The sequence below is a fragment of the Streptomyces sp. NPDC006208 genome (genome assembly GCF_040613775.1).
Taxonomy (GTDB): Bacteria; Actinomycetota; Actinomycetes; order Streptomycetales; family Streptomycetaceae; genus Streptomyces.
Genome location: NZ_JBEXSW010000017.1, coordinates 32,895 through 45,590 on the forward strand (window position 1 = coordinate 32,895; position 12,696 = coordinate 45,590).

General features: G+C 70.2%; 9 protein-coding genes and 2 pseudogenes. All 11 read left to right on the forward strand.

Annotated features, from left to right (window positions below):
* Positions 1 to 6: 6 nt before the first annotated feature.
* The 11 genes and pseudogenes from ABZ208_RS16040 (at position 7) to ABZ208_RS16090 (ending at position 12,601) form a co-directional block, all read left to right on the forward strand.
* Positions 7 to 1,311, forward strand: coding sequence for a DUF3152 domain-containing protein (locus ABZ208_RS16040; RefSeq protein WP_356910096.1), 1,305 nt, complete (start codon positions 7 to 9; stop codon positions 1,309 to 1,311).
* A gap of 220 nt (positions 1,312 to 1,531) precedes the next feature.
* The gene (locus tag ABZ208_RS16045; protein ID WP_356910097.1) at positions 1,532 to 3,199 is read left to right on the forward strand and encodes a DUF3492 domain-containing protein; all 1,668 of its coding nucleotides are present in this window, start codon (positions 1,532 to 1,534) and stop codon (positions 3,197 to 3,199) included.
* Positions 3,196 to 4,818: a hypothetical protein gene (locus tag ABZ208_RS16050; protein ID WP_356910098.1), complete on the forward strand. Its 1,623-nt coding sequence runs from the start codon at positions 3,196 to 3,198 to the stop codon at positions 4,816 to 4,818. The genes ABZ208_RS16045 and ABZ208_RS16050 overlap by 4 nt, the downstream gene beginning before the upstream one ends.
* Before the next feature lie 127 nt (positions 4,819 to 4,945).
* Complete coding sequence (locus ABZ208_RS16055) at positions 4,946 to 5,902, forward strand: NAD-dependent epimerase/dehydratase (RefSeq protein ID WP_356910099.1); 957 nt, start codon at positions 4,946 to 4,948, stop codon at positions 5,900 to 5,902.
* Complete coding sequence (locus tag ABZ208_RS16060; protein WP_356910100.1) at positions 5,890 to 6,678, forward strand: spherulation-specific family 4 protein; 789 nt, start codon at positions 5,890 to 5,892, stop codon at positions 6,676 to 6,678. Before ABZ208_RS16055 ends, ABZ208_RS16060 begins: the two co-directional genes overlap by 13 nt.
* A gap of 63 nt (positions 6,679 to 6,741) precedes the next feature.
* Positions 6,742 to 7,920, forward strand: coding sequence for an adenylyltransferase/sulfurtransferase MoeZ (gene moeZ, locus ABZ208_RS16065; RefSeq protein ID WP_356910101.1), 1,179 nt, complete (start codon positions 6,742 to 6,744; stop codon positions 7,918 to 7,920).
* A 584-nt stretch (positions 7,921 to 8,504) separates the two neighbouring features.
* Positions 8,505 to 8,782: pseudogene (locus tag ABZ208_RS16070) on the forward strand (hypothetical protein).
* A gap of 84 nt (positions 8,783 to 8,866) precedes the next feature.
* Positions 8,867 to 9,013 (forward strand): annotated as a pseudogene (locus ABZ208_RS16075) (serine/threonine-protein phosphatase); the annotation flags it as partial.
* Between the two features lie 311 nt (positions 9,014 to 9,324).
* Positions 9,325 to 10,629 (forward strand): ice-binding family protein, encoded by a 1,305-nt coding sequence (locus tag ABZ208_RS16080; protein ID WP_356910102.1) that lies wholly within the window; start codon positions 9,325 to 9,327, stop codon positions 10,627 to 10,629.
* A gap of 279 nt (positions 10,630 to 10,908) precedes the next feature.
* Complete coding sequence (locus tag ABZ208_RS16085) at positions 10,909 to 11,493, forward strand: DUF5819 family protein (RefSeq protein ID WP_356910103.1); 585 nt, start codon at positions 10,909 to 10,911, stop codon at positions 11,491 to 11,493.
* A gap of 52 nt (positions 11,494 to 11,545) precedes the next feature.
* On the forward strand, positions 11,546 to 12,601 hold the full coding sequence (locus tag ABZ208_RS16090) for an HTTM domain-containing protein (RefSeq protein ID WP_356910183.1): 1,056 nt from the start codon (positions 11,546 to 11,548) through the stop codon (positions 12,599 to 12,601).
* Positions 12,602 to 12,696 lie beyond the last annotated feature (95 nt).

Here is a 12,696-nt window from a genome sequence, read left to right on the forward strand (position 1 = left end):
CGGGGCGTGGGACGACACAGCCGCAAGGGCCCCGTACCCAGGGGTGCAGGCCCAGGGGACACGCCGGGCGCCGCCGCGGCCGCTCCCGGCGGCGGACAGCGCAGGCGGGGCGCCGTGCCCGGGCCCGAGCAGCACGCCTCCGGCGGCTACGGCGCCGCGCAGACCAGGGGTGGACACCCCGAGCAGCACGAGTCGGGCGGCGGCTGGGGCGACCTGCGGACAGCGCCCGGCACGGCCGGCGCGCAGCGCACGCAGACGCAGACGTATCCCCCACAGCGCGCGATGGTCGGAGGGCCACGGATACCGGGCCCCCGCCGCGAGTTCGTCGAGGCCTTCGACGAGTTCCCGCGACAGACCCCGCATCCCGATCCGTACGCCTCCGTCACCGAATGGGACACCATGCACGGCCGGCCCGCCGAGATCGCGGCCGACGACGACGTCGACGCGGCCGCCGGCCTCGGCGTGTCCAAAACCGGGGACGAGCGGCCCGCCAAGGGGGGCAAGGGGCGCGCCTTCACCGGGATCGCGGCTGCCGCCGTGACCACGGTCCTTGCCGTCGTGGTGGCCGGCCAGGTCGTCACGGACCCGCCGGACACATCGGCATCCCGGTCCAGCAGCCAGGAGCGGGAGGCGCAGGAGCGTCCGGACCGGTCGGACGGCCGGGGCGTGCCGCAGCAGGTCCCGCCGCCCGCTGCCGCACCGCAGGCGCCCACGTACGCCCAGCTGATGGCCAAGCGCTTCCCGATCGACCCGGGGCTCGAGGCATCGGGCGACTTCGAGGCGGTCGCCGGCTTCGACAGAGCGCCGGGCGAGGGCCGCAAGATCCGCTACCGGGTCGATGTCGAGAAGGGGCTGGGCCTGGACGGCGGGCTGTTCGCGAAGGCGGTCCAGGAGACCCTGAACGACGACCGGAGCTGGGCGCACAAGGGTGAGATGACCTTCGAGCGCGTTTCTTCCGGGGACGCCGAATTCGTCATCACGCTGGCCAGCCCGGGCACGACCGCGGAATGGTGTGCCAAGTCCGACCTCGACACCACCGTCGACAACGTCTCCTGCGACTCGGCATTGACCGACCGGGTGATGATCAACGCGTTCCGGTGGGCGCAGGGCGCCGAGACCTACGGGCCGGACGCGATGTTCGCCTATCGCCAGATGCTCATCAACCACGAGGTCGGGCACCGGCTCGGCTATGACCACGTGAACTGCGAAACCCCGGGAGCGCCGGCGCCCGTGATGCAGCAGCAGACCAAGTCGCTGGACATCGACGGGGTCAAGTGCCGGCCCAACCCCTGGGTGCATCCCGGGAAGTGAGCCCGGCCCGGAGCTGGCCGTAGCATGACGGTACGTAACGAAGAGGCACCGTAGCGCGACAGAACGCTACCTGGGCGTGAAAGTTACGTGTATTCACCCCTTCCAGTGGCGCGACGGACAACCGTCCATCACGCCACCGACGTATCCGCTTAACGTCGTCCCCGCTGCGGGTCGCCGGATCGAACGGCGGCCACCCACAAGGGAGATCGGGGGTGCACTCGTGCGGATCGGACTGCTCACGGAGGGTGGTTACCCGTATGCGACGGGTGAGTCCAGGCTGTGGTGCGACCGGCTGGTGCGCGGCCTGGCACAGCACGAGTTCGACGTCTACGCACTGAGCCGCAGCGCCCGTCAGGAGAAAGGCGGCTGGGTCAGCCTCCCGCCCCAGGTCCGCCAGGTGCGGACGGCCGCGCTGTGGGCGCCCGAGGACGACGGCCATACTTACGGGCGGCGTGAACGGCGGCGCTTCGTCGCCCACTTCAGACAGCTGGCCGCGGCAGTCTGCACCGAGGGCGACGCCCCCGAGTTCGCCGAAGGGCTGTACGGGCTTGCCGAACTGGCCCGTGAGTGCGGCGGGCTGTACGCGGCACTCCGTTCCGAACTCGCCGTACGCGCCCTCGAGTCCGCCTGCCGTGCACCCGGCGCACGCCGGACAGTGCAGGGCGCCGCTGTTCCCGACCATCTCGCCTTCGTCGACGGACTCGAGCGTGCGCTGCGACCGCTCTCGCTCGACTGGTACGGCGAGGACGCGCTCGGCGCGGTCGACCTGTCCCACGCCGCGTCCGGTGGATCGGCGGCTCTGCCCGGGCTGTTGGCCAAACGCTTCTGCGGGGTTCCGCTGCTGGTCACGGAGTACGGCGTCCAACTGCGCGCGCACTACCTCTCCGCGCGAGAGGCCGGACTCGGCGCGCCCGTACGGGCCCTGCTCGCGGCCTTCCACGGCCGGCTCGCCGCCGAGGTGTACCAACAGGCATCGGTCATCACCCCCGGCAACACGCACGCCAGACGCTGGCAGGAGAAGTGCGGGGCGGACCGCGCCAAACTGCGCACGGTCTACCCGGGGATGGAGGCGGACCGTTTCGCTGCGCTCGGCGACGGGGCCGGAGGGCGGGGCGGCGATCCGCGCACCCTCGTCTGGGTCGGACGCATCGAGCCGGCGAAGGACCTCGTCGCGTTGCTCCACGCCTTTGCCGAGATCCGCAAGGAGGAACCGCAGGCGCGCCTGCGGATCCTCGGGGCACCGGTCGCCGGCCCCGAGTCCGCCACCTATCTCGCCCACTGCCGGGCGCTGGCCGCGCAGCTGTTCCCCGACGAGGCCGCCGATGCGCACGCCGTCGGCGACAACCCGGTCTCCTTCGAGGAGATCGGCGCCCCCGAGGCGCCCGAACTGGTCGACGCCTATGCGGCGGGAGAGGTGATCGTCTTGTCCAGCGTCGTCGAAGGCTTCCCGATCAGCCTGGTCGAGGCGATGTTCTGCGGGCGCGCGACCGTGTCCACGGATGTCGGCGCCGTCGTCGAAGTCATCGGTGGCACGGGGCTGGTGGTGCCTCCGCGCAACCCCCGGGCGCTCGCCGACGCGTGTCTTGCGCTGCTGCGTGATCCCGAGCGCCGTGAGCGTCTGGGCGCGGCGGCGCGGGCGCGGGCGCTCGAACTGTTCACGGTCGAACAGAACCTGGCGGCGTTCCGCGGGATCTATCTGGAGCTGATCTCGTACTCCCCGGTGCAACGGGAGGCGGAATCGGTGGACGCGGACGGCGAGCCGCGCCCGTTCGCCTACCCCGTCGAGTCCCACGTCCCGGGCCGGTGGCCGGGTCCGGCCACCACCCCGAACTGGGCGGACGGTACGGGCCCGGGCATGGTGCCCACGGCCGAGGAGGCAGGCCGATGACCACGTCCCGCATCAACGAACAGGCCACGGAGGAGGACTGGGCCCTCGAGGCGCTCTCCCAGCTCCACGCCGACGCGTCACCATCAGCCGCGGAGCCCTGGCAGACGTGGCCGGACTCCGACGCGCCGGAGTTCTGGCCGCCGCCGGAGGCCGGGCCGAAGACCCGGCCCGAGGCCGAACACTCCGCGCCGGGCGGAGCACACGCGGATGTGCGTCCGGCCCCGGCCCGAGCTGCCGGTGAGCGTGTACCGGACGGGCCGGCCGTCTCGGCGGGGGAGTCGGGCCCGGAGTTCGCCGCCGGATCCCCGGCCGGTCCGGAGCTGTGGCCTCCGGCGGAGCGGGAGTCCGGGGGAGTGCCCGAGCGCGACGCGGAGCGCCCCGCTTCTGACTCCGGGCAGGGGGATGCTTCCGACTCCGGTAGGGGCAGCCGTGGGGCCGTGGCACGGTTCGACGGTGGGCGGTCGGACGGCACCGAGTGGCCGGAGCCCGAGTGTCCGGAGCCCGATGCCGTACCCCCGCGGCACGCGGACGCGGACGCGCCGGAGCGTGGTGGTGCCGGTGGGACCAGGCCCGTGGCGGTCCGGCGCGGCCCGGTGGATCCCGTCAAGGGGCTGATGCACCGGCATCGGGAGCTCTGCGAGCAGGCCGTCGACCCGCTGGAGATCGCCGCGGGGCTGGAGGCCCACGGCGTCACGGACCGCACCGCCGCGCGGTTCCGGCATCGGGACGTGTTCTCGCTCGCCGAGGAGCTGTTCGCACGCGTGCCCCGCCGGGCCGAGGGCCCCATCCGTCCGGCGCGCGCCGCCGATCCGGGCGCCGGACGGATGCTGCTCGCGCTGCTGCCGGGAGCCGTCTGCGCCCTTGCCGTCCTGGGCAGGGAGGTGTCCCACGGCAGCCTCCGCCTCGCCGCCACCGCCGTCGGTGCGGTCGCCGTCACCGTCGCCCTCGGGCTGTGCCTCGGCCGCGGCCCCCTGCGCGCCCGCGGCCGCACCGTCCGTGCCGTGCGGATCTGGACCGTGTGCCTGCTTGTCTTCGCGGCATACGGCCAGGGCTTCGTCGGCCAGGTCGTCACCGGAGGCCCCGACGAGCGGTGGCCCGTCGCCCACGGCCCCTTCCTCGCCCTCTGTCTGGCCGTCGCCCCAGCGGCCTGGTGCGCCCACCTGTTCTCCGTACGCGCGCGCCGGAGGCTGGCCCGCAGTCGCACGCTCGACGAGTTCGCCGCCGGTGTACGCCCCCTGCTGTTCGCCGTCGTGACCTTGTACACCGGCGCACTCTCCGTGCTTCTCGCCTTCACCGCCCTCGTACTTCCCGGCCCGGCCCTCCTTCCGACCGCCGCCCTGGGTGTCCTGTTCTTCCTGACCCGGCTGCTCGTCGTGCACGGCTTCCCCGAAGCGGCGGCCACCGCACTGGCCACCGCCTGCGCGGCCGAAGCCGCCGCACCGGCCCTGCTGTTGTCGGGCCGGCTGCCCGGTCTCGGCTTCCTGGCCGGTCCCGTCGAGGCGCTCGTCGCCGCCTGGGGCTCGGCCGCCGTACCGACCCTGGCCTGCGGCGCCGTCGCCCTCGGCCTGCTGGTCCACGCCACCACCGCGCTGAGCAGGGCCTCGGCGCACACCCCTTGAGAAGGACAACCTCCCGCGGAGCCGACACCGCGGAGTCACCGGCATCACCAATCCGGCACCACAAAGGAGCAAGCGACATGTATCCGCAACCCCCAGCCCCGGCCCGTCGGCCCGAAGGAGCCGCGCGATGAGGGTTCTTCTGCTCGGTGCCAACGGGTTCATCGGCCGCTTCGTCGCCGACCGGCTGCTCGCCGACCCTGCCGTCCATCTCACCGCCCTCGGCCGCGGCGACGACGCCGATGTGCGCTTCGACCTCGCAGGCGGCAGCCCTGGTGCGCTCACCCGCTTCCTGGGGGCCGTCCACCCGGGCGTCGTCATCAACTGTGCAGGCGCCATCCGCGGCGGAGCCCGCGATCTGACCCGGCACAACACCGTCGCCGTCGCCACCGTCTGCGAGGCCCTGCGCCGCAGTGGCTGCGGCGCCCGGCTCGTCCAGATCGGCTGCGCCTCCGAGTACGGGCCCTCCCAGCAGGGCTCGTCGACCGCGGAGGACGCCGTGCCGCGCCCCGGCGGCCCGTACGGAGTGAGCAAGCTCGCAGCCACCGAACTCGTACTCGGCGCCGGCCTCGACGCCGTCGTCCTGCGGGTCTTCTCACCCGTCGGCCCCGGCACCCCTGCCGGCTCCCCGCTCGGCCGGCTCGCCGAGGCCATGCGCCGTGCCATGCAGTCCGGCGACGGCGAGCTGAAGCTCAGCGGCCTCGGTGTGCAGCGCGACTTCGTCGACGTACGGGACGTGGCCCGCGCCGTGCACGCCGCCTCGCTCTCCGCCGCGCAGGGCGTCGTCAACATCGGCACGGGACGTGCCGTACGGCTCCGGGACGCGGCGGCGACCCTGGCCCGCGTCGCCGGATACGCCGGGGCGCTGCACGAGCTGGACGCTTCCGCGGGCCGCCCCATCGGCTCCCCGCGCACCGAATCCGTCATGGAGCACCTGGCCGCCACGCCGTCCCCGTATCCCGACGGCTGCGGCAACTGGCAGCAGGCGGATGTCCGCACCGCCCGGGACCGGCTCGGCTGGCGGCCCCGGATCAACCTCGAAGAGTCGCTCGCCGACATCTGGATGGAGGCGGCATGTCGCATCTGACCACGAACGAGGCCCCGCTCCCGGCGAACGGTGCGGTGGCCGCCCCTCCGGACGACATCTGGGGAAGGCTCGGCTTCGGCGTTCCCGGCTACGCACACCCGCTGATCGCCCCGGTCGAATGGGCCGAGCTCGCCCGCCCCGGCGCCCCGCTGCACTGGGTCGTCCTCAATGTGGCCAACGGCCCGGGCGACCGCCCCGACCCGCACTGCCTCGAAGCCGCGGGCCGGCTGCGCAACGCCGGTGTCCGCGTCCTGGGCCATCTCGACCTGTCCCACGGATCACGGGTCTTCGGCGATCTCATCTGTGATGCCCACCACTTCCTGGAGTGGTACCAGGTCGACGGGTTCCTGCTGGACCGGTGTCCGACCGAGCGGGCCGAACTCGCCCGGGTGCGGCGTACGACGGCGACGCTGGAGGCGGTCCTGGACGGCGGCCACCTGGTACTGGGACACGGCTCGCACCCATACCCCGGGTACGCCGAGGCCGCCGACCAGCTGGTCACCTTCTCCGGGGCCTGGACGGACTACCGCTGGTCACAGGTGGCCGAGTGGACCGCGGACTACCCGCCGGAGCTCTTCGCCCACTTCGTCCACGGTGTGCCCCGCACCCACCTGGAGGAGGCCACGCGCATCGCCCGCTGGCAGGGCGCCGGAACGATCTTCTTCACGGATCGAGGCGGCGCGGGTGACGGGAAAGGGCAGATCGGTCCATTCGAGACACTGCCCGGCTACTGGGACGAAATCGTCTCGCAGATCGGACCGGGTGTCTCGGAATGAGGAGGGTCGTGGCAGTGTTACGGGGGAACAACCGTACTGACTCAACGACGCAACGGAGTCCCCGTGTCGCTGCCACCCCTGGTCGAGCCAGCTGCTGAGCTCACCGTCGACGAGGTCCGCAGGTACTCCCGCCACCTGATCATCCCTGATGTCGGGATGGACGGGCAGAAGCGGCTGAAGAACGCCAAGGTGCTCTGTGTGGGCGCGGGCGGCCTGGGTTCGCCCGCCCTGATGTACCTCGCCGCGGCCGGTGTCGGCACCCTCGGCATCGTGGAGTTCGACGAGGTCGACGAGTCGAACCTGCAGCGCCAGATCATCCACAGCCAGGCCGACATCGGCCGCTCCAAGGCCGCGTCCGCGCGCGACAGCGTGCTCGGCATCAACCCGTACGTGAACGTGGTCCTGCACGAAGAGCGGCTCGAGGCCGAGAACGTGATGGACATCTTCAGCCAGTACGACCTGATCGTCGACGGCACGGACAACTTCGCGACCCGCTACCTGGTCAACGACGCCTGCGTGCTGCTGAACAAGCCGTACGTCTGGGGTTCGATCTACCGCTTCGACGGCCAGGCCTCCGTCTTCTGGTCCGAGCACGGACCCTGCTACCGCTGCCTCTACCCGGAGCCCCCGCCGCCGGGCATGGTCCCCTCCTGCGCCGAGGGCGGCGTGCTGGGCGTGCTCTGCGCGTCCATCGGCTCCATCCAGGTCAACGAGGCCATCAAGCTGCTCGCCGGGATCGGCGAGCCGCTCGTCGGCCGGCTGATGATCTACGACGCCCTGGAGATGCAGTACCGCCAGGTCAAGGTCCGCAAGGACCCGGACTGCGCGGTCTGCGGCGAGAACCCCACCGTCACCGAGCTCATCGACTACGAGGCCTTCTGCGGCGTCGTGTCCGAGGAGGCCCAGCAGGCGGCGGCCGGTTCGACGATCACTCCCAAGCAGCTCAAGGAGTGGATCGACGACGGCGAGAACATCGACATCATCGACGTCCGTGAGATCAACGAGTACGAGATCGTCTCGATCCCCGGCGCCCGGCTGATCCCGAAGAACGAGTTCCTGATGGGTACCGCCCTCCAGGACCTGCCGCAGGACAAGAAGATCGTCCTGCATTGCAAGACGGGCGTCCGCAGCGCGGAAGTACTCGCCGTGCTGAAGTCCGCCGGCTTCGCCGACGCCGTGCACGTCGGCGGCGGCGTCATCGGCTGGGTCAACCAGATCGAGCCGGAGAAGCCGATCTACTGAACAGCCCCTTCGCTGAGCTGCGGAAGGCGAGGCTCAGGCCTCGCTGACCAGCGCCCTCGTGGTCATCAGCTGTCGACATCGGTCGGCAGTGGTCCGCGTTCCACGGCCCGGAGACGGCCCCGGTTGCATGCCGGGGCCGTCTCCCGTTTGGCCAGGTGGTCGAAGACGGCAGCGAGTAGCGGCCGCGTAGCCTCAGGGCGAGGACTCGGCCCACACCTGCGGGCCGGCGCCCCTCCACTCGATGAACTCCGACCGGGCCACGTCCTGGCTGTAAGCCCTCGGCAGGACTCGAACCTGTGGCCAAGCGCTTGGAAGAGAGCGGTCCGGTTCAATGTGATCACGGCTCTGAACAGCTGATTCGAGGCGCAGAGAAGTGCCTGGCCGACGGTCGGCAGGGCCTGCCGGAGCCCCGACGTCACCACCCGCCATTCACCACGAACACCGCGACGTGGCCGCGGATGACACACGCCCTTCTCCTGACCGGGGCGGTGGGCGTGGCGTCACGCGCCCGCCCACAGGCACGTCGTCCCGATGAACGAGGCCACCGTGAGCCACCGGAACCACCTTCGGGCGGGCGTACCGAGGTGCGAATCGCCGCGTCTCCCGAGGCCGCCCGTCGGGTGGCAGGGGTGCTCCGCCGTTGCTTCGCCGCCACCGAACAGCGCAGCCACCCCGCCGGCAGCGACGGCGGAACCCGCCTCCATCTCACGGTTGACACCACACACACGGCAGAGGGGCGCGGCCCTGGCTGGTAGCCAGTTGGTCCTCCGAGCAGGGCCGCACGCAGACGGACGACATCCAAGGCAAGAACCCTCGTAGGTGCCCGGCACGAGTGGGCAGGAATCATGGCAACGCTCCATGAGCGGAAGCACTACCGCGAAGCGATCATGAAGGCCCTGTGCGAGACCACGGAAGGCAACCGCCTCCTCGGCGTCACCGGGGCGAGCAGACAGAGGAGGGCGTGCGGGCGGTGGTGCGCTCGCTCTCCCACACCCTGAAGCAGGAGCGGGGCGGGAGCACCAGTGACGACGCGACACTCTTCCTGATCGAGTGGCGCGGGGGCGCCGCCGACCGCCTCGCCATCCTGGGCTGAGCCGTAGCCGCCTCATCGTTGACGGAGCCAACGCGCAGGCTCGCGGCTCCCCAGCCCGGACCCGCGCCGGGACCGTCCGTGACGGGCTCGGTGGATGTTTCCCCGACCTGCTTTCCGCATGGATGAGTGACGGCCAGTCAGCTCAACATTTTTCATGCATTCTTTGATGCATATTGATTGATTCCGGCGACATCACCTGGGCGAGTCGTGACGGGGGTTGGGTGTCTGCTTAATATGCCGCCGACAGGCGAGGCGATTCCGTTCGACGAGGAACGTCCGGACGTCACCACCCCACAGGAGTTGGCTCCTCGATGACACTGAATATTCCCGATGCGCCGCATCGGCGCACAATGACGGCTTGGATCGCGGGGGTACTCACCCTACTGGTCGCCTTTGCCGTTGTGGCAGTGACGCCTACACGGGCGAATGCAGCAACACCTGTAAATCTGGGTACCGCGGAAAGCTTCGCGGTACTGGCCGGCGCGGAGGTCACCAACACCGGGTCCTCAGTGGTCACTGGAGACGTCGGAGTGCATCCGGGAACGTCCATCAGTGGGTTCCCGCCCGGTACGGTCAACGGGACCTTGCACTCTGGGGACACTGTGGCTGGGCAAGCCAAGGTCGACCTGGTGGCGGCGTACAACGACGCCGCCGGACAGGCATCCAATGGCGCTCTTCCCCCGGATGCCGGTGGCTTGACGCTGGTTCCGGGCGTCTACACCGCCTCCTCCAGTCTCGGGCTCACCGGCACCCTCACCCTGGATGCCCAGGGCAACTCGAACGCCGTGTGGGTGTTCCAGGTCGGTTCGACGCTGACCACGGCGAGCAACAGCAGCGTGTCCCTCATCAACGGCGCATCGCCGTGCAATGTGTTCTGGCAGATCGGCAGCTCGGCCACCCTCGGCACCGGCACCACCTTCGTGGGCACCATCATGGCCAAGGCAGCGATCACCGTAGCGACGGGGGCGAGCATCGACGGCCGCGCGCTGGCCGAGGTCGAGGCCGTGACGCTGGACACCAACCGGATCACCAGGCCGGAGTGTGCGGGCACCACCACCACCACAACCACCGGTGACGCTGCGACCACCACGACGACGGGTGACGCTGCGACCACCACGACGACGGGTGACGCTGCGACCACCACGACGACGGGTGACGCTGCGACGGGTGATGCCGCGACGGGTGATGCCGCGACGGGTGATGCCGCGACGGGTGATGCCGCGACGGGTGACGCTGCGACGGGTGATGCCGCGACGGGTGACGCTGCGACGGGTGATGCCGCGACGGGTGACGCTGCAACCGGTGACGACGGCGGTTACCACGACGGCGGTTACAACCACGGCGGTTACAACCACGGCGGTTATAACGACGGCGGTTACAACCACGGCGGTTATAACGACGGTGGTTACAACCACGGTGGTTACAACGACGGCGGTTACAACCACGGCGGTCACAACGACGGCAATACGGCGAGAAGCCCGGGAACCCCGGCAAGCGTGAGGGAAAGCGCAGGGTGCACAAGTGCCCGTTCAACGCTGAGCGAGTTCTTCCCCCTCCGATCGGCGGGACCATTGAGTCGCCCAGGGGTCCTTTCGGCGGAGTGCGCACACGGGTAGTCGACCCCCGCGCGAGTGGGACGGATGGCGCGCGTCGGATCGTCGTCGATTCCGTCGCGCGCCGCCCGCGGAAGCAGGAGCAGCAGGAGAAGCAGGTGCGAGCAGTCGGGACGGGAAGGGCCGGGTGGGGCCGTGCTGGGCGGCGTTGAGTCGACGAATGTGAAGGAATCGCAGCGGACCGACGCTGAGCCGGCAGCACAGGACGGTGGCGGGGGACCGCGTACGACTCGTGACATTGCAGGGCCATCCCGCCTGCTGACCGCAGGGACGGGAGCCGCGGTGGCCCTCTGCCTTGCAGTGGCTCTGGCCCATGTGCTCCTGGTGTTTCTGCACGTGGCGCCTCCGAATGCCGTCTCGAAGGCGTACAGCCGACAGATCGACGCCTGGGTCCGGCCCGTGTTCGAGCAGAACTGGCGGCTCTTCGCCCCGAATCCGCAGTGGGTCAACCGGCAGATTTCGGCAAGGATCAAGTGGACAGCGCCGGACGGCACCACACGGGTGAGCGACTGGATCGATCTGACCGCCAGGGACAATTCCGCCGTCAAGCACAACGTCTTCCCGAGCCATACGGCACAGAACATGCTGCGCCAGGCTTGGAATTCCTACCTGAAGACGCACGGCGGCGACAACCAGCCGCGCTCGGAACGTGCTGTGATGATCCAGAAGTATCTCCGCAACATCGCAGCGGACCGTGTCGCCGCCCGACGTGGCGGCACCTTCGACTCCATCCAACTGCGGGTCATCACGCAGCCCATCCCCGCGCCCCGCGCAGCGGGCGGCTTCCGGCCGGCCGCCGCGGCATCGGCGCGTGCCGAAACCCGGTATCTGCCTTGGTGGAAGGTGTCCTCGCATGGAACGGACTGAGCAGGCACCGGTCGCAGCGCCCCCACGTACCACCGAGCCAGCGGCCGTGCGAATGCCGCAGCGCGTACTCGACCGGGTCCATGCGCTCCTCGTCCTCCTGACCGAGCGACCGGTCTCCTTGTACGCGGCGGCGATGCTGCGCATCGGGTACGGGCTGCTCTATCTCGTGTTTCTGCTCCGCGAGTTTCCACACCGCGATGAGATGTGGGGCCCCGGTTCACCGTGGACGCCCGCGTTGGCCAGGCAGATGTTCGACCAGAGCGGGTGGGTCAGCGTCCTCACCCTGTCCGACAGCCGGGTGTACTTCGAGATGTGCTACGCCGTGGCTCTCGTCACGTGTGCGCTGTTCTTGTTGGGCTGGCGGACCCGGGTGGTGTCCGTGCTGTTCGCGGTCGTGGTGGTGTCGTTCCACGCTAGGGCGATCTTCATGGCGGACGGCGGGGACAATCTCATGGTCCTCATGGCCGTCTACCTCGTCTTCACCGCGTGCGGCCGGCGTTGGTCCCTCGACGCGCGAAGGACCCGGCTCCAGGCGGCGGCGGGCAAGACGGCAGGCCGGCTCGGTGGCGGTCTCCGGCACCAACTCGGTGACACCCGCACCATCTTGATCACTGTGCTGCACAACTGCGGCATGTTCGTCATCGCCGCCCAGGTCTGCTTCCTCTACGGATGTGCGGGCCTGTACAAGGTGCAGGGCGTCAAGTGGGGCGACGGCACCGCCCTCCACTACATCCTGAACATCGACCTGTTCCGACCCTGGCCTGACTTGTCCCGGATGATCGACGGCCATCACGTGCTGATTGCAGTCATCGGCTATCTGACGGTGCTGGTGCAGGTTGCCTTTCCGTTTGTCCTGTTCGGAAGGCTCAAATACCCCGTCCTGGTCCTGCTGCTGGGCATGCACGTGAATATCGCGGTGGTCATGGGACTGCCGATCTTCTCCGGCGCGATGATCGTCGCGGACGCCGTGTTCCTGCCGGACCGCTTCTACCGAGCCGTGGGACGGCTGTGGCGGCGCACCGTAGAGCGCACAGGTGTCACGGGAGCGGGAGCCTCGCCCGGGACAGCACCCGCCGCGGTACCGCCGCAGCCCGGACCGGCCAGCTGAGGCAAAGCCGCGTCATGTCGAATTTTCGCGGGACCGGACTGGCCACCCCGGCTGCGCTCAGTTTCCGGAGAAGCCGATCTACTGACACCCGACAG

Coding starts and splice junctions, on each gene's coding strand:
- ABZ208_RS16050 (WP_356910098.1), top strand. CDS start 3,196: ATGACCACGTCCCGCATCAACGAACAGGCCACGGAGGAGGACTGGGCC.
- ABZ208_RS16055 (WP_356910099.1), top strand. CDS start 4,946: ATGAGGGTTCTTCTGCTCGGTGCCAACGGGTTCATCGGCCGCTTCGTC.
- ABZ208_RS16060 (WP_356910100.1), top strand. CDS start 5,890: ATGTCGCATCTGACCACGAACGAGGCCCCGCTCCCGGCGAACGGTGCG.
- ABZ208_RS16080 (WP_356910102.1), top strand. CDS start 9,325: ATGACACTGAATATTCCCGATGCGCCGCATCGGCGCACAATGACGGCT.
- ABZ208_RS16090 (WP_356910183.1), top strand. CDS start 11,546: ATGCCGCAGCGCGTACTCGACCGGGTCCATGCGCTCCTCGTCCTCCTG.